The 19,246-nt window shown below is 54.3% G+C and carries 18 protein-coding genes; 10 read left to right on the forward strand and 8 right to left on the reverse strand.

From position 1 onward, the window contains the following. The 6 genes from K6123_RS13105 (at position 1) to K6123_RS13130 (ending at position 5,991) form a co-directional block, all read left to right on the forward strand. Complete coding sequence (locus tag K6123_RS13105) at positions 1–714, forward strand: electron transport complex subunit E (protein WP_221798412.1); 714 nt, start codon at positions 1–3, stop codon at positions 712–714. A 369-nt stretch (positions 715–1,083) separates the two neighbouring features. Then, a complete protein-coding gene (locus tag K6123_RS13110; protein WP_221798414.1) occupies positions 1,084–2,097 on the forward strand; it encodes an amino acid ABC transporter substrate-binding protein in 1,014 nt (337 codons plus the stop codon). Positions 2,098–2,164: 67 nt separating this feature from the next. After that, positions 2,165–3,364: an amino acid ABC transporter permease gene (locus K6123_RS13115; RefSeq protein WP_221798416.1), complete on the forward strand. Its 1,200-nt coding sequence runs from the start codon at positions 2,165–2,167 to the stop codon at positions 3,362–3,364. 2 nt (positions 3,365–3,366) lie between these two features. Then, positions 3,367–4,500, forward strand: a complete 1,134-nt coding sequence (locus tag K6123_RS13120) for an amino acid ABC transporter permease (RefSeq protein WP_221798418.1) — start codon at positions 3,367–3,369, stop codon at positions 4,498–4,500. 16 nt (positions 4,501–4,516) lie between these two features. Next, positions 4,517–5,293 (forward strand): amino acid ABC transporter ATP-binding protein, encoded by a 777-nt coding sequence (locus tag K6123_RS13125; RefSeq protein ID WP_246624773.1) that lies wholly within the window; start codon positions 4,517–4,519, stop codon positions 5,291–5,293. 251 nt (positions 5,294–5,544) lie between these two features. After that, a complete protein-coding gene (locus tag K6123_RS13130; protein WP_221798420.1) occupies positions 5,545–5,991 on the forward strand; it encodes a bacteriohemerythrin in 447 nt (148 codons plus the stop codon). Positions 5,992–6,029: 38 nt separating this feature from the next. Here K6123_RS13130 and K6123_RS13135 read toward each other — a convergent pair whose 3' ends face one another. Continuing rightward, complete coding sequence (locus K6123_RS13135) at positions 6,030–6,974, reverse strand: DMT family transporter (RefSeq protein ID WP_221798422.1); 945 nt, start codon at positions 6,972–6,974, stop codon at positions 6,030–6,032. A 231-nt stretch (positions 6,975–7,205) separates the two neighbouring features. Further along, positions 7,206–7,592 carry a SpoIIAA family protein gene (locus tag K6123_RS13140; RefSeq protein WP_221798423.1) on the reverse strand — a complete coding sequence of 129 codons (387 nt, stop codon included), beginning with the start codon at positions 7,590–7,592 and terminating at the stop codon, positions 7,206–7,208. A 236-nt stretch (positions 7,593–7,828) separates the two neighbouring features. On the opposite strand from K6123_RS13140, the gene yghU reads away from it, so the two are divergent. Beyond that, on the forward strand, positions 7,829–8,614 hold the full coding sequence (gene yghU, locus K6123_RS13145) for a glutathione-dependent disulfide-bond oxidoreductase (protein ID WP_221798426.1): 786 nt from the start codon (positions 7,829–7,831) through the stop codon (positions 8,612–8,614). Positions 8,615–8,835: 221 nt separating this feature from the next. Here yghU and eutC read toward each other — a convergent pair whose 3' ends face one another. The 3 genes from eutC to fabG form a co-directional block, all read right to left on the reverse strand. After that, the gene (gene eutC / locus K6123_RS13150) at positions 8,836–9,708 is read right to left on the reverse strand and encodes an ethanolamine ammonia-lyase subunit EutC (protein WP_221798428.1); all 873 of its coding nucleotides are present in this window, start codon (positions 9,706–9,708) and stop codon (positions 8,836–8,838) included. Beyond that, complete coding sequence (locus tag K6123_RS13155) at positions 9,701–11,116, reverse strand: ethanolamine ammonia-lyase subunit EutB (RefSeq protein ID WP_221798430.1); 1,416 nt, start codon at positions 11,114–11,116, stop codon at positions 9,701–9,703. The genes eutC and K6123_RS13155 overlap by 8 nt, the downstream gene beginning before the upstream one ends. 318 nt (positions 11,117–11,434) lie before the next feature. Then, entirely contained in the window at positions 11,435–12,214 is a 780-nt protein-coding gene (fabG, locus tag K6123_RS13160; RefSeq protein WP_221798432.1) for a 3-oxoacyl-ACP reductase FabG, read from the reverse strand. Between the two features lie 167 nt (positions 12,215–12,381). On the opposite strand from fabG, the gene K6123_RS13165 reads away from it, so the two are divergent. Further along, positions 12,382–13,392, forward strand: coding sequence for a phosphotransferase enzyme family protein (locus tag K6123_RS13165; protein WP_246624774.1), 1,011 nt, complete (start codon positions 12,382–12,384; stop codon positions 13,390–13,392). Beyond that, on the forward strand, positions 13,392–14,735 hold the full coding sequence (locus K6123_RS13170; protein WP_221798434.1) for an aspartate aminotransferase family protein: 1,344 nt from the start codon (positions 13,392–13,394) through the stop codon (positions 14,733–14,735). The genes K6123_RS13165 and K6123_RS13170 overlap by 1 nt, the downstream gene beginning before the upstream one ends. A gap of 44 nt (positions 14,736–14,779) precedes the next feature. Here K6123_RS13170 and K6123_RS13175 read toward each other — a convergent pair whose 3' ends face one another. The 3 genes from K6123_RS13175 to K6123_RS13185 all read right to left on the reverse strand — a co-directional run bounded on the left by K6123_RS13175 (position 14,780) and on the right by K6123_RS13185 (position 17,733). Then, a complete protein-coding gene (locus tag K6123_RS13175) occupies positions 14,780–15,187 on the reverse strand; it encodes a GNAT family N-acetyltransferase (RefSeq protein WP_221798436.1) in 408 nt (135 codons plus the stop codon). Positions 15,188–15,234: 47 nt separating this feature from the next. Beyond that, positions 15,235–16,017: a DeoR/GlpR family DNA-binding transcription regulator gene (locus tag K6123_RS13180; protein ID WP_221798438.1), complete on the reverse strand. Its 783-nt coding sequence runs from the start codon at positions 16,015–16,017 to the stop codon at positions 15,235–15,237. A gap of 117 nt (positions 16,018–16,134) precedes the next feature. Continuing rightward, positions 16,135–17,733, reverse strand: a complete 1,599-nt coding sequence (locus K6123_RS13185; protein ID WP_221798440.1) for a diacylglycerol kinase family protein — start codon at positions 17,731–17,733, stop codon at positions 16,135–16,137. A 289-nt stretch (positions 17,734–18,022) separates the two neighbouring features. Between K6123_RS13185 and K6123_RS13190 the strand changes: the two genes are divergently transcribed. Continuing rightward, positions 18,023–19,021, forward strand: a complete 999-nt coding sequence (locus K6123_RS13190) for a sigma-54-dependent transcriptional regulator (protein WP_221798443.1) — start codon at positions 18,023–18,025, stop codon at positions 19,019–19,021. The last annotated feature ends 225 nt before the right edge of the window (positions 19,022–19,246 follow it).

Consider the following 19,246-nt stretch of genomic DNA (forward strand, 5'->3'; position numbering starts at 1 on the left):
ATGGCCAAGTCATTACAGGATATTTCCCTCGACGGTTTGTGGAACAACAACCCGGCACTGGTGCAGCTGCTGGGCCTGTGTCCACTGCTGGCGGTGACCGGCTCGGTGGTTAACGCACTGGGCCTGGGGCTGGCGACTACGCTGGTTCTGACCGGCTCCAACTTTTCCGTCTCGCTGATTCGCAATCACGTGCCCGATGCGGTGCGCTTGCCAGCATTTGTGATGATCATTGCCTCATTTGTGACCGTTGCTGAATTGCTGATGCAAGCGTTCACATATGAGCTGTACGCGGTGTTGGGCATTTTTATTCCACTGATCGTAACCAACTGCTCCATTTTGGGCCGCGCCGATGCTTTTGCCTGCAAAAACCCGATCATCCCCTCGGTTATCGATGGTTTTATGATGGGTCTTGGCTTCACAGTGGTGCTCTGTCTGCTGGGGGCCATGCGGGAGATTCTTGGCCAGGGCGTCGTCTTCTCCAACATGCAGCTGCTGTTTGGCCCTGACGCCGAACACTGGAAAATCGTGTTGTTCAGCAACTACCCGGACTTCCTGTTCGCTATCCTGCCGCCAGGCGCTTTTGTGGCCATGGGACTTTTGATTGCACTGAAAAACGTCATCGACAAGCGCATCAAGGACGCCGCCGCCCGAGTTGAAAAAGTACCAACCGAAGCGGTCAGCAAACGGGTACGGGTTACGGGCAAAATCAGCTGATTATCAATTGGCAATTAACTGACGTACATCAGCGTCCGCTGCACTGGCAGCGGGCGCGCTGCTTTCAAACTGATCACAATTCAACCAGTGTTACGCTTTTCCCCAGCCCCACGCACCGGCATTACACACCCTGACACACTATTGCCCCAATAAAGAGCACAGCTTTCCTACCATCAGGCCCTATTCCCGAAAATCCCCTGAAGAAGATCTGCTTTTCAGAAGAATCTTCTATAAAAATCTTTTTTTTATTCTTTTATTCCGTTTGAGCGCCTAATTTCGCTGCTGATTTCGTATTGGCACTTTCCTTGTATTTAAACCGCTGCATAAGAACCGATGACAACACCTTAAAATATACAGGGAGCAACACTTATGTTGAAAAAGCTGACGACCGCAGCCGCAGTTCTGACCATGGGTTTCGCAGCAACTGCACAAGCTGGCACGCTCGACGACGTGAAAAAGCGTGGCACACTGACTTGTGGCGTAAGTACTGGTTTGGCCGGTTTCTCTCAGAAGGATGAGAAAGGTAACTGGAGTGGTATCGACGTTGACGTTTGCCGGGCAGTTGCTGCTGCCGTATTGGGCGACGCTGGCAAGGTTCAGTACAAGCCACTGACTGCCAAAGAGCGTTTCACCGCGCTGCAGTCTGGCGAAGTAGACATGCTTTCCCGTAACACCACCTGGACTCTGACCCGTGACGCTTCTCTGGGTCTGAACTTTGCCGGTGTTAACTATTACGACGGTCAGGGTTTCATGGTTTCCAAGAGCCTGGGCGTGAAGAGTGCTCTGGAACTGGACGGTGCTGCCGTTTGTATCCAGGCCGGTACCACCACCGAGCTGAACCTGGCTGACTACTTCCGTGCCAACGGCATGAAGTACACCGCCATCACTTTTGATACCTCTGACCAGACCCGTCAGGGCTTCGAAAGCGGCCGCTGCGACGTGCTGACTTCCGACCAGTCCCAGCTGTACGCCCTGCGTATTGGTCTGCAAAAACCAGAAACAGCGATTGTTCTGCCAGAAGTAATCTCCAAGGAGCCTCTGGGCCCGGTTGTTCGTCAGGGTGATGACGCCTGGTTCAACGTTGTGCGCTGGTCTCTGGCTGCCATGATTGAAGCTGAGTACCTCGGTATAACCTCCAAGAACGCTGCCAAGCTGGTAACTTCCGGTTCTCCTGAACAACAGCGTCTGCTGGGCAACGGTGGCGACTCTGGCGACAAGCTGGGTGTCAGTGCTGACTGGGCCAAAAATATCGTTACCCAGGTTGGTAACTATGGTGAGTCTTTCGAAGCGAACGTAGGTTCTGGTTCTCCCCTGCAAATCGCTCGTGGTCTGAACGCCCAGTGGAATAAGGGCGGCATCATGTACTCCAACCCAATTCGTTAATTCGAATTAAAAAACCGCTATCTCACCCGCCACGTTCTGTGGCGGGTGCATCCATCAAGAGAGAACTATGACAAACGCAACCAGCTCCTCAGCAAAAGGGCAAGGGTCTGCCCCGGCGTTTTATAACAATCCCCATAATCGGGCCATCTTCTACCAGGTCGTGCTGGTTCTCGTCCTCGGTTACTTTATCTACACCATCATCAACAACACTCTGATCAATATGGAAGATCGGGGTATCAAGACCGGCTTTGACTTTCTGACGACCACTGCCGGTTTCGATATTTTGATGTCATTGGTGGAATACGACGCCAGCCATACCTATTTCGATACCTTTATCGTCGGCCTGCTGAATACGATTCTGGTCAGTATCATCGGTATTTTTTTCGCCACGATTATTGGTTTCATCATGGGGGTTGCGTACTTCTCCCATAACTGGCTGATTCGCAAGCTGTCGGTGGTTTACGTCGAAATTTTCCGCAATATTCCGCTACTGCTGCAAATTTTCTTCTGGTACTTCGCGGTGCTCTCAGCACTGCCCAATGCCCGTAACAGCCTCAGTCTGGGCGAAGCCTTGTTCCTAAACATTCGTGGTTTCTATATGCCCAAACCACTCGAAGAAGCAGGAGCCTGGGTGGTTTATGCGGCCATTGTGGTGGCGATTATTGGTACCTGGTTGTTCCTGCGCTTTGCCCACAAGAAACAGGATCTCGAAGGTACCCAGCTGCCAACGTTCTGGATTTCGCTGGCGATTCTGTTTGGCTTGCCGATTCTGGCAACACTGGTTATGGGAGTGCCCTTCACGCTGGAATATCCTGAACTGAAAGGCTTTAACTTCCGTGGTGGTATCACCGTGATTCCGGAACTGATGGCACTGGTGATTTCGCTGTCGATCTATACCGGAGCCTTTATTGCCGAAGCGGTGCGTGCCGGTATCCAGTCGGTTCCGAAAGGCCAGACTGAAGCGGCTCGCAGCATTGGCCTGAAAGAAGGCAAGATCATGAAACTGATCATTGTGCCTCAAGCCATGCGCGTGATCGTGCCACTGCTGAACAGCGAATATCAGTCGCTGGTGAAGAACTCCACCCTGGCAACCGCCATCGGTTACCCGGATCTGTTTACCGTGTTTGTGGGTACCTCCCTCAACCAGACCGGTCAGGCCATCGAAATCGTATTCATGACCATTGCGGTGTATTTCGCCGTCAACATGTGCATTTCGTTTGTGATGAACCTGTTTAACCGCCGCGTCGCACTGGTAGAGAGGAAATAACCATGACTGATACCACTAGCCGTTTCGGCAAACCGGCGCGGATCTTCCAGCCTAGCGCGGCCCAACCAGCACCGATCAAGTCTACTGGTGCCTATGCCTGGCTGCGCCAGAACCTGTTTTCATCTGCGCTCAACACCATAGTCACCATCGCTATTGTGGCCTTTCTGGCGACGATTATTCCGCCGATGTTCAACTGGCTGTTCCTTGATTCAAACCTCAGCGGTTCGACCCAGGCCGACTGCACCGGTGATGGCGCCTGCTGGGTGTTTATCAAGGTGTGGCTGCAACCACTGCTGTACGGCAGCTATCCGGATGGCCAGATCTGGCGTATCAACCTCTGCCTGCTGTTGCTGTTTGTGACCCTGGCAGCGCCTTTCTGGTTGCCACACCGGATGCGCAACAAGGTCGATATCGCCATGCTGCTGGTACTGCCTTTTGTTGCCATCGTGATTCTGGACGGTCGTTTGCTGGGACTGGAATACGTTTCTACCGACTACTGGGGTGGCTTTGCGCTGAACCTGTTCCTGGCCTCTGCCAGTATCATTCTGGGTATGCCACTGGGTTTCCTGTGGGCACTCGGTCGTCGCTCGCAAATGCCAATGGCACGCAGTATCTGTGTGATTCTGATCGAGTTCTTCCGCGGTACCCCAGTACTGGCGCTGTTCTTCATGGGCTCGGTGATGTTGCCGCTGTTTTTCCCGGAAGGTACTACGGTGGACAAGCTGTTGCGGGTCTGGATTGTACTGACGCTGTTTATGGCCGGTTACATGGCGGAAGTGTATCGCGGTGGCTTCCAGGCCATTCCGCAAGGCCAGTATGAAGCTGCGGCTTCGATTGGTCTGAGCTTCTGGCAAACCACCCTGCTGGTGATTCTGCCACAGGTAATCAAGGTCTCCATGCCGAACATTCTGGCAACAGCAGTCATGCTGTTCAAGAACACCACCTTCCTGATGATTATTGGTGTTTTTGAAGTTCTCAGTACCGCCCAGAACGCCCTCACCAACTCTAACTGGCTGGGTGGCTTCTCGACCGAAGCCTATCTGTTTGTAGGCATTGTGTACTGGATCTGCTGCTTCAGCATGTCCTCGGTCGCCTCTTATATTGAACGCAAACTCGACACCAGCCATCGCTCCTGAAGCAGGGACTATTTTTATGACAACTGAACAAATTGCATCGGCAGCTGACAGCTCAGAGGAACACATCATCACCATCCACAACCTCAACAAGTGGTATGGCGATTTCCACGTCCTCAAAGACGTAAACCTCAAGGTGAAGAAAGGCGAACGTATCGTAGTCTGTGGGCCTTCCGGCTCTGGCAAGTCGACCATGATTCGCTGTATCAACCACCTCGAAGAGTTTCAGCGTGGCACCATGTTCGTGAATGGCATCGAAATGATTGATGACGTCAAGAACATCGAAGCCATTCGCAAGAACGTCGGTATGGTGTTCCAGCACTTCAACCTGTTCCCGCATCTGACCATTCTGGAGAACCTCACCATTGGTCCGATCTGGGTGCAGAAGAAGCCCAAGGACGAAGCAGAAGCCATTGCCATGAAGTACCTGGAGCGGGTCAAGATCGCCAACCAGGCACTGAAATATCCCGGCCAGCTGTCTGGTGGTCAGCAGCAGCGTGTGGCGGTCGCCCGCTCACTCTGCATGTCACCGGAAATCATGTTGTTCGACGAACCCACCTCCGCCCTCGACCCCGAGATGGTGAAGGAAGTACTCGACGTCATGGTGGAACTGGCCGAAGAAGGCATGACCATGTTGTGTGTGACCCACGAAATGGGTTTTGCCAAAAAAGTCGCCGACCGGGTGATCTTTATGGATGGTGGTGAAATCGTCGAAGAAAACACCCCTAATGAGTTCTTCGACAACCCTCAAACCGACCGTCTGCAACTGTTCCTCAGCCAGGTGCTGCAGCACTGATCAGTGGGGCATTTGCGACAAGGCAAATGTGACCAATTGTTACAAAACGGCCCCTCGGGGCCGTTTTTGTTTGTTTCGCATCACAACAATAGTTTGATCCATGTCACATAATGTCCTTTCCTTGTCAGTTTTATTACAAAACCGACAACCCAAAAAAACATAACCCTTTGATTTAACAATAGTTTTTCATTGGAACGATTCATGCTTAATCTAAAGTATGAAGGTCATATGATCAGATGGGAGATGATTCTATGCAGCAATTCCAATGGGTAGCCGCTTTCGAAACCGGTATCGATGTTGTCGACTCACAACACAAGCGTATCTTCGAGTACCTGAAAGAGGTCGATAACGCAATCAAGCTGCAGGACAATGACGCTATCAAGGCCGTTGCCAAAGCGCTGATTGACTACTCCATTTCACACAACGCTTTTGAAGAAACCCTGATGGAGCGCGCCAAGTACCCGGTACTGGCTGCCCACTCCAAGGTTCACGAAGCCTTCCGTGCCCGTGCCCTGAGCTACGACAAGCGCCTGGAAGCCGGTGAAGATCCGATCAAGGTAGCCAAGGAAGTACGTTCAGACATCGGTCTGTGGCTCACCAACCACATCCAGCGCGATGACAAGGACTATGTTCCTTACGTGAAAAAATCCCTCGAAGGTGGCTTTGTCAGCCGTATGATCAAGCGTTGCTTCGCCTGATCAGATTGACTTGACCCTGTCGCAGGCCAACCCCGCTATCAGGCGGGTTTGGCCAGCTTCTGAATCCCCAACCCCACCACAATCAGCAGCAGCCCGGCGATGGTCGCCATATGAATGGGCTCACCCAGAATCCGGCTGATAAAAATCAGCGAAATAAACGGACTGAGAAAAATCAGTGAGCTGATGGCTGCCGTACGCTTGGTCAGGTTCATGGCCGATTGCCACAACAGGAAGGTGATCCCCATTTCGAACAGACCAATGTAAACCGATGCCAAAATGCCTTTGAACAAGTGTGGTTCGATCCACTCACCGGGACCCAGCTCCCCCACATCGGCCGCTGGAAATGGCGCACCATCCCAGACAATTGAGATCACCAGCAATAGCGGAATCGCCAGCATAAAACTGGCCCACAGGCTCACGGCCGGTTCCAGTTGCTGGCGCTGCTGGGCTGCACGGGTATTGAGAATCCAGTACAAGGCCCACAGCAAGGTGCTGATCAGCGCCAGCGCAACACCCGGCAGAGAATCAAATTCCAGCCCCAGCGGATCGCCTTTGGTAGCAATCACCAGCACGCCCAGATAAGCCAGCAGCAACGCCAGCATGTCGCGTGGATACAGTTTATGGCCCAACAAGGGCACCGCCATCAGGCTCATGGTAATCGCCCAGGTGTAATTAATCGCCTGCGCCTGCTGGGCGGGCAACAGGTCATAAGCCTGAAACAGGATCAGGTAATAGATCACCGGGTTGATCAGCCCCTGGCGACAATAGCTGAGCCAGTGCTGTCGAAACGAACGCAGCGCCAGCCCCAGCTGCTTGCGTTGCCACAGCACAGCCCCCAGCACCAGCCAGGAACTGATCACGGCAAAAGTCAGCATCCAACGTGGACTCAGTTCAGCCAGTGCCAGCTTGAAAGCAGTCGCCACCGTCGACCATAACAGCACCGCAGACAGGGCGAACATTACCGCCCGGCGTTCGTTGTTCATCCCTTGCAAACTCCTGCTGACAATAAGATGGGGAAATAGAAAGCCAGAACATGAGATGGATTCCAGGTGGAATCGTTCTGACGAGGCGAGGTTAACGGGACATTAAAACAAGGGCCAGCGGGATTTGGCGGCATTCTGAACAGCCGCTGCAAAATAAACCTAACGCCTGCTTCAGGAACAGAAAACAGGCGTTTTGGCTAACAGGCCAGTGACCTGCGAAGCCTGTAATGGCTAACTTGCCGTGAGCCAATCATGAGCGGCTTCCAGATCCTCAAAATGGGCTATTTCACCAGCGATAAACCAACTGCCGATTTTTGCTGCCCAATCCTGCCAGGCACCTTCGCCGACCATGGCAATGCGCTCAAACTCCCTGCCATATTTCATGCCCAGTTTGAAATCATCCCAGGCAGCCCGCAGCTCCCAGCCATCAAATTCGCGCAGGTCCACCAGCATCCGGATATGAGGATCTTCGACCGACGCAATGCTGTTCTCCAGAATCGGCGTCATGACTTCGTAGTCGTTGTGGGTCAGCTTGCCAATGGCGGTTAATACCACCCAGAAGCGGTCACCCTTGCGCTGAATGCCCAGCGAAATACCGTGAGTTGTTGAATCAGACATAATGGCCTCCTCCCTGCAGGTTTCGATTTCATGGGCAAGAATGTCTTGCCCATGGTTTATTCAAGCACTCTGGCTACCAGGCATATGGCCACAGATCAACAACACGGTTCAATCTGCTATCCGCGCCAGCCAGGCGGAAATCTCTGTTTACCTCAGGCCCCACAATCCATCAGCAAGACATCTGCTGATTTGCCGTACACTGATCCTAACCGTCACGATAATAACTGAGGCAGCGTATGAGTGAATCAAGCTACACACCACCCAAAGTCTGGCACTGGGATGCCGAAAACGGTGGCAAATTCGCCAGTATCAACCGCCCCATCGCTGGTGCCACCCACGAGCAACCACTGCCCGTCGGCAAGCACCCCTTGCAGTTGTATTCCATGGCGACGCCTAACGGGCAGAAAGTCACTATCTTGCTGGAAGAATTACTCGAAGCCGGAATCAGCGCAGCGGAATACGACGGCTGGTTAATTACCATCCTCAATGGCGAACAGTTTGGCTCCGGCTTTGTTGAAGTGAATCCGAACTCGAAGATTCCGGCACTGATGGACCACAGTGTGAATCCGCCACAACGGGTGTTCGAATCCGGCGCCATCCTGATGTATCTGGCCGAAAAATTTCATGCCTTTATTCCAGCCAGCGCCTCCGGCCGGACTGAATGCTTCAACTGGCTGTTCTGGCAGATGGGCAGTGCTCCCATGCTGGGCGGCGGCTTTGGCCACTTCTATGCCTACGCGCCAGAGAAATACGAATACCCGATCAACCGTTTCACCATGGAAGTAAAACGGCAGTTGGATGTGCTCGACCGTCATCTGGCCAACCATACCTTTATGTGTGGTGACGATTACAGCATCGCTGATATTGCCATCTGGCCCTGGTACGGTGGTCTGGTATTGGGACGCCTGTACGATGCGGCTGAATTTATCCAGGCCGACAGTTATACCCACGTCAAACGCTGGGCCAAACAGATCGACGCTCGCCCGGCGGTGCAACGCGGGCGGCGAGTGAATCGAACCTAGGGTGATGATATTCCGCAGCTGGCAGAGCGTCACAGCGCTGAGGATTTTGCCAATCCGTCTGGATCCTGAAGCAAGTTCAGGAAGACGATGGTCCAGGCAGAGCGGGCGTCCTGCCCGCATTTGGCTTGCTGGCAAGGCATGCCTTGCCCCTACGACAATCGATTTTTATAAAACTGCGTGGAATCCGAACGGTGATTAAGACAACGCCTGCACTCCGGGACTCATTCGCTGGTTAAAAAATTACGCCCGCTGACGGAGCCAGCGTCCAGCGCATCATCCGCCCCTGAACGGTCTTTCAGCCCAACGCCAGACAACTCCAGCTTGCGCGCTTCGCGCAGCAGATACATCAGCTTGGCAACCGCATCCGGGTACACCAGGCCGGCCTGACGGACGTTGGAAATACAGTTGCGGGCAGCATCGGTCAAACCAATGCCGGGGTTCCAGGTCAGATACAGCCCGAGGCTGTCGGGGGAACTCAAACCCGGCCGTTCGCCCACCAGCAGCAATACACAACGAGCATTTAACAGCTCGCCCACTTCATCGCCAATGGCAACACGTCCCTGCTGTACCAGCGTCAAGGGCGCCAGCGACCAGCTCTGACTGTCGGCATCAAGCGCTTTGGTCAGCTGCTGCAAGAACGGCACAGTATTCTGCTGAATCGCCAATGACGACAGGCCATCCACAATCACGATAGCCAGATCATGAGGTTCGGTTTCAACACCAGCAGACGCCTGCTGCTCCATAAAGTCTTTCAGTCTTGCCACGGAATCGGCATTGAGCCGACGGCCATAATCCGGCCGTTGCAAATACTCGGCACGGTCGCTGGCACGGCTGTGCAGAATCAGGCTTTGGCCCTGCTGCTCAAGCCCGGCCTGCTGTAATTCAGCCACCAGCTCATCGGTGTCTAACGGTAGATGCACAGCATCCTGCGCCTGCGCGTGGGCCAGCTGAAAGGCCAGCAAATGTGCCGTTGGAATACTGATCCCACTGCGGCCCAGGCCAATACGAGCATCGGTGAAGTCACGCAATTTACGCCAGGGATTTTCAATCACCAATTTCGATAGCACTCCGGATACCTGATCAGAATCAGACATGGGTACCTCCTGTTGCAGACTCAACCGCCTTCAGGGACTTGGCAAACGCCGCCGGTAACTGATCATTCAGCCGGTAGTTATCCATGTCCTTGAAGATTTGCATTTCGGCTAACCAGCGTTCGAATTCTGGTGCCGGTTTTTTGCCCAGCACCCGCCGAGCGTACAGGGCATCGTGAAATGAAGTGGTCTGGTAATTCAGCATGATGTCGTCAGAACCAGGAATGCCCATAATGAAGTTACAACCAGCGACCCCCAGCAGCGTCAGCAGATTGTCCATATCATTCTGGTCAGCCTGGGCATGGTTGGTGTAACAGATATCACAGCCCATGGGGACGCCCAGCAGCTTGCCGCAGAAGTGGTCTTCCAGTCCGGCGCGGGTGATTTCCTTGCCATCGAACAGGTATTCAGGGCCAATAAAACCAACCACGGTATTCACCAGCAGTGGCTCGAACTTGCGCGCCACGGCATAGGCTCGCGCTTCACAGGTTTGCTGATCCAGCCCGTGATGGGCATTGGCCGACAGGGCACTGCCCTGACCGGTTTCAAAATACATGACGTTGTTGCCAACGCTGCCACGCCTGAGCGACAAGGCAGCATCACGGGCTTCCGCCAGCGTATTGAGATTAAAACCAAAACTGCTGTTGGTGGCTTCGGTGCCACCAATTGACTGGAACACCAGATCCACCGGCGCGCCCTGCTCAATGCATTCCATGGTGTTGGTTACGTGAGTCAAGACACAGCTCTGGGTCGGAATCTGATATTTCTGGATCACTTCATCCATCATCCGAATCAACCGGCTGGCCTGGGCGACGTTATCAGTAGCCGGATTAATGCCGATCACGGCATCGCCGTTGCCATACAGCAGGCCGTCGAGCATGCTGGCGGCGATACCGGTCAGATCGTCAGTGGGATGATTGGGCTGCAAGCGCGTCGAAAAGCGTCCCGCCAAACCAATGGTATTACGGAAAGCCGTCACTACCCGGCACTTCTGCGCCACCAAAATCAGATCCTGATTACGCATCAATTTACTGACGGCGGCGGCCATTTCCGGGGTAATTCCGGCTCGCACCTGCGTCAGGATTTCGGAGCTGACCTCGTCACTCAGCAGCCAGTTACGGAAGTCGCCAACCGTCAAATGAGCGATGGGTTTAAACGCCTCGGCGTCGTGATCATCAATAATCAGCCGGGTAACTTCATCCTCTTCATAAGGCACCAGCGCCTCATTCAGGAAATTCTTAAGTGGCACTTCGGCCAGCGCCATCTGGGCAATCGCCCGCTCTTCGGCCGACAGCGCCGCAACGCCTGCCAGTCGATCGCCGGAACGAGCCGGAGTGGCTTTGGCCATCAACTGGGCCAGACTGTCGAAAGACCAGGTCTGGTCACCCAGCATATAGCGATAATCACTCATGCAGCTTCTCCGTATGCCGCTGCGTCACTTCATCCAGCCTGCCACGAGCAGCAAGCACGGCCTGAAGCGAAAACAGCTGCAGCCATAATTTCAGGTTGTATCGCAGAAAGGATTCAAGAATGGTTCCAACCCCGCAGACAAATCGCAAAGTCAGATAAAACAGCGGAAAGACGGAGCACAACCAGGTTTGCCGGGCGAAGTTGGGGCGACTTCGCCGAACAGCAAACCTGGTTACGCCCCGAATCAGTGCAAAAAGTTTCCCAGTAAGAAATAAAATTCAGCCCAATCAGAGCTCTGTTGAATCAGCTCCTGGTTGAATCAGATGTCGGCGATAGACTCCAGACTCTCTGGCAGAATCTGGCCACCATCCACCACGATTTGCTGGCCAGTGATATAACCGGCTTCGTCTGATGCAAAGAACAGCGCTGCGTTACCAATATCTTCCACCGCTCCCAGTCGCTTGAGCGGAATCGACGCCGCCATGCCATCCAGATATTCCTGACCGAGGTCTTGCAGACCTTCAGTCATGATGTTGCCGGGCATCACAGCGTTAATGGTGGTGTTGTAACGTGACAGCTCCATCGCTGCTGTTTTCAGGAACCCCAGCTGACCGGCCTTGGAAGCGCCGTAATGGGCCCAGCCCGGATAGCCGGTTACCGGCCCGGTAATGGAAGAAGTCACAATCACCCGGCCCTTGCCGTTTTTCTCGAATGACGGGATACAGGCCTTGACGCACAGGAAGGTGCTTTTAAGGTTAGTAGCCATCACGCCGTCCCAGTCTTCCGGATTCATGTCGATCAGTTTCACCTGCGGGAAGATACCGGCGTTGGCACACAGAATATCGACCGGGCCAAAGGTGCTTTCGGTGGTCGCAATCAGTTGCTGAACCGACTGCCAGTCCGCCACGTCACAGCTGCAACAGGCTGCAGTGCCGCCTGCAGCAATGATTTCAGCCACCGCCAGTTCGGCGTCGGCCATGCCCCTAGCGGCAATCATTACTTTGGCACCCTGCTTGGCAAATACGGTGGCGATGCCCTTGCCAATCCCCTTGGAACCACCGGTAACAATCACCACCTTGTCTTTAATCGAAGTCAGCATCTCAGGCTCCCCTTGCTGTGCTGTGCACCTGTCTTCAGGTTTGAATTTGATGATTTTAGAGTGGGATTAAATTCTGACATTTGCAACATAGAAATATTGCAAGACCAACATTTTGACTTTCTAATGTTGCCAAAGCGGTGAAAGTGAAAAGGTTCGAGGAGTCAACCATGGGCGGCATCTACGATTCAGATTTTGTGACACGACTGGCCAAGGGGGTTGAATCCCTCGCCGGGCAATGGGGCGCAACCCCGGCAGCCCAGGTACGACTGCTGACGCTGTCTGAAAACGCAACTTTTATTCTGCAAGATCCCACATTTTCAAAACCCATGATTGTGCGGGTGCATCGGCCTGACTATCACAGTCTCATCGAAATTCAGTCAGAACTGGCCTGGATTCAGGCATTAAAAGCCAGTGAGTTGCTGACGACACCAGCGCCGATTGCCATGCTCAATGGCGAACTGGTCGGCAGCTTTGATGATCAGGGCCACACCCGTTATGTGGTGGCGTTTGAATTTGCCCCCGGTACCGAGCCCAATGCTGACGACGACCTCAGTGCCGGTTTTGAAACCCTTGGGGCTATTTCGGCCCGCCTGCACTTGCATACTGCAGACTGGCCAGTGCCAAGCGGCTTTGTGCGCAAACGCTGGGATTTCAAATCAGCATTTGGCGATCAGCCCTTGTGGGGCGACTGGCGCGCCGCTCTGGGTCTGGAGCCCGCCGGCGAAGCCATTTTGCAGCAGCTACTGGACGTCCTTGAACAACGGCTGGCGGCTTACGGCAGCAGCAGCGACCGCTTTGGCCTGATCCACACCGACCTGCGCCTGGCCAACCTCTTGGTCACCGACGATCAGCTCACGGTAATCGACTTCGACGACTGCGGTTTCAGCTGGTTTATGTACGACTTCGCCTCCGCCATTTCCTTCTTCGAAACCTCGCCGACAATCCCTGCCTTACAAGCCGCCTGGCTCAAGGGCTATCGCAGCGTACGACCGTTAGGGCCGGAACACGAAGCCATGCTGCCAGACTTTATTATGTTCCGCCGCATGCTGTTAACCGCCTGGATCGCCTCTCACCCGGAAACTGAAACCGCTGCTGAAGCCGGTCTGGCCGATTACACCCAAGGCACCATTGAACTGGCGAAACAATACCTGCAGAGCCACAGTGAGGTATGCGCCTGATGCAAAGTCCAACGGAAGCAGACAATCAGGTTCGCGGCATTCTGGAAATGAATGCCTTCGACAGCAAGTCAGCCAGTGGCCAGGATGATCCGGCTCTGCAACGCCGACTCGCCAACGTTGGTGCCGCGTCGGTGCTGTTCTACCGCCAACCCATTGAAATGGTCTCGGCTCTGGGCGCCTGGATGAGCGCCGCCAATGGCAAGCGCTATCTTGACTGCTACAACAATGTGCCCTGTGTGGGTCATTCCCACCCCGCCGTGACCGCTGCAGTCAGCAAACAGATCAGTCGGCTGAATACCAATACCCGTTATCTGGTGCAGGTGGTCGACGATTATCTGGAAGCCCTGAAGGCAAAATTCCCGGCCGAACTGTCGAATGCGGTGCTGACCTGTTCTGGCAGTGAAGCCAATGATCTGGCCATGCGAATTGCCTGCAAGAACACAGGTCATCGTGGCTTTATCGTTACCGAGGCCGCCTATCACGGCAACACCGCCTATGTGACGGAAGTGTCGCCTTCGTCATTCAAACAAGGCTCCATCCCCGACCACGTAGTGACCGTACCGGCACCATCCAGAGCCAACTATGGCGATGATATTGCCGAAGGTTTTGCCATGGCGGTTAAAAAAGCCATCAGCACCCTGAAAATCCGTGGTTATGGCATCGCCGCGTTATTGGTGGATTCGATCTTTTCGTCCGACGGCGTATTTGGCCAGCCGCAAGGCTTTTTGCGAGCGGCGGTAGATATTGTTCATCAGGCGGGCGGGTTTTATATCGCCGATGAAGTCCAGCCCGGCTTTGGCCGTTTGGGTAGCGCCTTCTGGGGCTTTGAATACCACCAGGTGCTGCCGGATATCGTCACCATGGGCAAACCGATGGGCAATGGCTTCCCGATGGCAGGCATGGTCACCCGGCCTGAATATCTGGCCCGCTTCTGTGAAGACGTCGGCTACTTCAACACCTTTGGAGGCAACCCGGTGTCCTGCGCTGCCGGTCTGGCGGTACTCAAGGTGATGGAACAGGAGGAACTGCAGACTAACGCCCATAAGATCGGCCAATACCTGTGCAGCGGCCTCAACAGCATTGCCGCTGATCACGCCGCCATTGGTGAAGTACGTGGTGAAGGTCTGTTTCTTGGTGTGGATATTTGCCAGCCAGATCAACCTGAGTTGGCTGACCCGGCGGCGACAGTGCGGTTAATCGACGGCTTACGCGATGCCGGTATTCTGGCCGGTGCCGCAGGCAAACATGGTTCAACACTGAAGCTGCGTCCAGCGCTGTGCCTGAGCCAGGCGGAAGCGGATTTCTTTCTGGATGGCTTCCGCGCTGCTGCCCGGCGGTTGTAAAGCCCGATTACATCCAGCCTGCAAAACGCCGGTTATCGAGCCGCCTAGTGCTCGGTACCGGCATAAACCCACATAGGTTCGGTTTTACCGGCCCGTTCAAAACCGACCGACTTATAGAATTCAATCGCATCACCATCAGCAGTCAGCATCTGCTGGTGAAAGTTTTTATAGCGTTCCTGCATGGCTGCCATCATACGGCGGCCAATCCCCTGGCCCTGATAATCTGGATGCACCAGCATATGAGGGTAATACACCACCAGGTAGCCATCTGAAATGGCATTCCCCACCCCGACCAGCTTGCCGTCGAGACGAGCCGTTACCAACGAGTGGGAGTTGTTCAGTGCCGGAATCAGCAGCTCTGGTTTGTCAGCAGATGACCAGCCATTGGCACGATAAAGTTCCAGGATTTCAGCTTCAGCCACCTGGTCTTGCAAGGAAATGAGCAAATTCATTTATTCAGGATCCGTTCTGATTCATTGATAGAAGCTCGAGCGAGCTTTCAGTTAGCAGGGTATTGCAGAGGTGCAACCACCACCTGGGTTTTACCCGTTTGCAGGGCTTGCGCCAGCGGGCCTTGAGGCGTCTGGTCCGAAACCAGAAAATCCACTTCCGACCAGCCGCTATAACGGGCGGTTGCCATACGATCGAATTTGGAATGATCCGCTACCACCAGGCTACGAGAACTTTGTGCCAGCATGGCAGCATAGACTTCAGCGGCATCGATCAAGGCATCGGAAGGCCCCATTGGCGACAGCGCACTGGCTCCAACCACCGCCACATCAGCGGCGTAGTTGGCCAGAAAACGCTGGGTCAAGGCACCATGAACAGCATTTTCCCCGGCATGGTAACTACCGGGTGTAAGAATAATGTCGATAGAGGAATTCACGGCCAAGGCGTTGGCAACGCCAAAGGAGTGGGTAATCACAGTAACATTGTTCAGCTCCACTGCCATGCGGCGGGCCACCTGCACGGTCGTGGCACCTGAGCCCATCATGATGACATTGGCATTTTGTAACAGTGGCACACTGGCATTACCTATTGCCGCCCGCTCCCGTACATTCGACTTGTGACGCTCAGCCAGTACCGGCTCCGCTGGCTGCCGCAACATGGCACCGCCGTAGGTACGATTGATCAGCTGCTGTTCAGCCAGCTCTTCCAGGTCGCGCCGAATTGTCTCGGTGGTCACCTTCAACGCATCGGCTAACTGGCTGACCCGAATGGTTGGATTGAGCGCCAGCTGATCAATAATATTTTTGTGGCGTAACGACTTTTTACGAGACATGCCTGTTCACATTGCCAGAATAACGGAGCGATGGGTTTCCCCGATGGTAGCGCAGGGTTGGCACATCTGTCGCCTGTATCCAGTATCATCCGGCCTTGTTGCCAGCACTCCTTTTTATCAAGCCGACAATAGCTCCAGCGAGGCAGAATGCACCCGGATATCCAGCTCGGTGGCGCGACCGGGGCTGCCGTCGAGCAGATATTCAATCGGCGTATTGGCGCGGATACAAATGCGATCCGCCTGGCGGATATGATTCTGGCTGTCTGGTTTTTGAAGATCCATTGTCTGGCGGTCATGACCTGGGCGGTCAGGGCTTAGACTATCAGGATTTGGACTGGCAGGGCCCTGATGATGAGGCTGGAATCGCGCAACCAGCTCTGTGACATTTCGAGGCAGAACACGGGAGACATTGACTGACGACTGTTCGACCGCCTCCTGCCAGCGCACCATCAGCCTGCCACCACTATCCTGTGCCAAACCATCCTCAGAGCCATCCAGCCAGTCACCATTGGCCAGCCGATTGGCAACCGTGAACGAACACACTCGCAATGGCACAAACTCGCCATCATCAAACGATACCTGTAACTGGCTTTCAGCCCCCAGCGCCAAAGCCTGCAACAACAGGTCACCATTGCAGTCGGCGGTATCCAACCGCCGAATATGGCCCTGCAGGATCTGCTGACAGGCCTGACTAACCGACATGCCCACAACATCCATCCCCAACAGCGAAGCACACAAGGATGCAGACTCATCCAGCGGAATCATGCCCATCACCGCATTGCTGTCAGCAACCACGCCCGCGACCTCCAGCAGAATATCGTCACCACCGCAGGCCACTACAACGTCGGCTCGGCGGGCCAGCGCCAGCAAGGCCAGATCACGGGCATTATCCTTCCCAGTGTTCATCAGGGTAATCACAAAATCCTGTTGCAACAGCCGGGTAGCTTCATCGGCAACGGCCTGCCACTGACCATCGCCAGCCCGACTATCCACAATCAACCAAAGCTGGCTGAGCGGCTTGATCACACCCCGCTGGCGATAACGCTCTAACGCCCGTAGCTGAATAGCCGATAATTGACAGCCAGGGCCTGCATCAACCGCCGCCACTAACTCACGGCCATGCAGGTGCGGATTGAGAGTCAGCAGGTGAGCCGCCGCCAGAAAACAGCCACTGTCATTCCGGCGATCGACATGAATCAGCACCTGCGCGCCCTGCTGGCGCTGCTGTTCAAGCCAATCTAACAGTCGTATCAATTGATCTGGTTCGGCAATGCCGGTCGGAGGAATACCCGCTGCCTGATAGTGCAATCCGGCCAGCCGGGCACTGGTTTGCAACACCGGCAGCTCTGGGCTGAGATCCAGCACAGCTGAGATTCCCTTACGCTGTACAAGCAACAGATCTGCAGGCGACAGACTACTGGCAAACCAGAGATTATCGGTCAGCTGATGGATACCGGATTGCTGGCGTTGCACGACCCGGTCAAACAGGCTCCGTCCATACACCATCAGCCGCACTGGCCAGACCAGCAGCCAGAGCGCTGCTGGCAACGTGCCATCCGCTCGCCGCCAGCGATCCGGCTTGCCACTGGCGTACGGCAATACCACCAACATTAACGAAGCACCCAACCAGAAAAACATCAAAGACAAAAACCAGCCACGTAACACCAGTGCAAGAATCAGACTGGAGATAGCCAGAGGAAAATAAAAGGAATACACCGCAACGACCTCTCATGGAGTGGCAACTCATTTCCTCACCATCAGAGCCCGAGAAGGAATTTCGGTTCACTCATCCACAAACCGATCAGCACCGCGTAGCGGGACAATTTGCGCCAACCGCAATACCAATCCCACGGAACAGGCGCACGCTATACAAAACATTTCACTAGCTGCTCCTGCAGATGTGAACTCTGCCCGTTCTGTCGTTTCGAATCCTGGTGTTTCAGGAATATGCTGTTCGGCCCGGCCAGTAATTCCAGATCCACCGATCATTAAGGGAGTAAACGGCATGACCAGCGCAACCACCCGGCTATCGCCACTGCCATCCACCAAAGGAAATCAGTACGGCCTGTTGATGGGTTCATCATCCAGTATGCAGCAGCTGTTTCGGCGTATCAGACGGGTGTCAGGTTCCGGGGTAAACACACTGCTGACCGGCGAACCCGGCAGTGGTAAAAAACGTACAGCACTGACCCTGCACCAATACAGCCCACTGGCGCGCCATCCGTTTATGGCCATTGATTGCGCCATGTTGAGCGACGATCCTGAAGAAGCAGCCGGTAGCCTGCCGTCCGCCTCATCCAGCCTTGCCTGCCAGACCCTGCCCTGCTTTGGCCAGTTCACACTGGGAACGCTGTACCTGGATGAAATCACCGCCATGCCGATGAAGCTACAAGACAAGCTGGCAACCATGCTGGCCCATAACAGCCAGCCTGCCAGCGCAGCCCACCCGGCCAGCCAATCGCCATTACGCATCATTGCCGCCACCCAACACGACCCGATTCGGGCAGTTACCCAAGGCCGTTTGCAGGAGCAACTCTACTTTCAGCTGGCGCAGTTTCCGGTACAGATTCCGCCGTTGCGCGAACGTGACGACGATGCCGTCGAGCTGGCGCAGCATTTTCTGCAGCACTTCAACCGTCAGACCACCAGCAGCAAATCGTTCAGCCGGGATGTTATCCGGCAGATTCGTAACCATGACTGGCCAGGTAACGTCAGTGAACTGCGCAAGCGGGTTGAACAGGCACATGGTCGGGCGGGAGAAATCATTACCGCAACGGAATTTTGCGATCAGCGTTTTGAGGACAGCTTGATCAGCGGACACGAAATCAGCCCACTGGATCACCAGAAGACGACGTCTGATGGCCCCGGCAGCTGGCTTTCCGTCAGCGAAGCTGAACGCCAGCTAGTCATCAACACCCTCAATAGCTGCCAGCAAAATCGCCAGCAAGCGGCGGCTTTATTGGGAATCACCGTTGAAGTTCTGGATCAAAAACTTGCGCAATAAAATAGACAGCAAGACTCATATTTATAAACAACAAATTGTTAAATATATTTACCGACTCCACAGAGTATCAGCAATAAATCTATAAAACGCAAAGCCATAGACCGATAAAATTCAAGCCACCTCTCAATACAAAGAATCTATTACAATAGTAACGATTCCCTCTTTATCAGATATTTGCGACCAATTACAGAAATCCCATATCCGTTCCAATTAATATCGCATCGC

It is taken from the genome of Oceanobacter mangrovi (genome assembly GCF_019740315.1).
GTDB lineage: Bacteria > Pseudomonadota > Gammaproteobacteria > Pseudomonadales > Oceanobacteraceae > Oceanobacter > Oceanobacter mangrovi.

Bases quoted from the DNA above. Each gene is read 5' to 3' on its own strand.
- K6123_RS13140 (WP_221798423.1), bottom strand. From the start codon at position 7,592: ATGTCTGATTCAACAACTCACGGTATTTCGCTGGGCATTCAGCGCAAG.
- K6123_RS13155 (WP_221798430.1), bottom strand. From the start codon at position 11,116: ATGAGTGATTATCGCTATATGCTGGGTGACCAGACCTGGTCTTTCGAC.
- eutC (WP_221798428.1), bottom strand. From the start codon at position 9,708: ATGTCTGATTCTGATCAGGTATCCGGAGTGCTATCGAAATTGGTGATT.
- yghU (WP_221798426.1), top strand. From the start codon at position 7,829: ATGAGTGAATCAAGCTACACACCACCCAAAGTCTGGCACTGGGATGCC.
- K6123_RS13165 (WP_246624774.1), top strand. From the start codon at position 12,382: ATGGGCGGCATCTACGATTCAGATTTTGTGACACGACTGGCCAAGGGG.
- K6123_RS13180 (WP_221798438.1), bottom strand. From the start codon at position 16,017: ATGTCTCGTAAAAAGTCGTTACGCCACAAAAATATTATTGATCAGCTG.
- K6123_RS13115 (WP_221798416.1), top strand. From the start codon at position 2,165: ATGACAAACGCAACCAGCTCCTCAGCAAAAGGGCAAGGGTCTGCCCCG.
- K6123_RS13125 (WP_246624773.1), top strand. From the start codon at position 4,517: ATGACAACTGAACAAATTGCATCGGCAGCTGACAGCTCAGAGGAACAC.
- K6123_RS13135 (WP_221798422.1), bottom strand. From the start codon at position 6,974: ATGAACAACGAACGCCGGGCGGTAATGTTCGCCCTGTCTGCGGTGCTG.
- K6123_RS13110 (WP_221798414.1), top strand. From the start codon at position 1,084: ATGTTGAAAAAGCTGACGACCGCAGCCGCAGTTCTGACCATGGGTTTC.
- K6123_RS13190 (WP_221798443.1), top strand. From the start codon at position 18,023: ATGACCAGCGCAACCACCCGGCTATCGCCACTGCCATCCACCAAAGGA.
- K6123_RS13175 (WP_221798436.1), bottom strand. From the start codon at position 15,187: ATGAATTTGCTCATTTCCTTGCAAGACCAGGTGGCTGAAGCTGAAATC.
- K6123_RS13105 (WP_221798412.1), top strand. From the start codon at position 1: ATGGCCAAGTCATTACAGGATATTTCCCTCGACGGTTTGTGGAACAAC.
- K6123_RS13120 (WP_221798418.1), top strand. From the start codon at position 3,367: ATGACTGATACCACTAGCCGTTTCGGCAAACCGGCGCGGATCTTCCAG.
- K6123_RS13170 (WP_221798434.1), top strand. From the start codon at position 13,392: ATGCAAAGTCCAACGGAAGCAGACAATCAGGTTCGCGGCATTCTGGAA.
- K6123_RS13130 (WP_221798420.1), top strand. From the start codon at position 5,545: ATGCAGCAATTCCAATGGGTAGCCGCTTTCGAAACCGGTATCGATGTT.
- fabG (WP_221798432.1), bottom strand. From the start codon at position 12,214: ATGCTGACTTCGATTAAAGACAAGGTGGTGATTGTTACCGGTGGTTCC.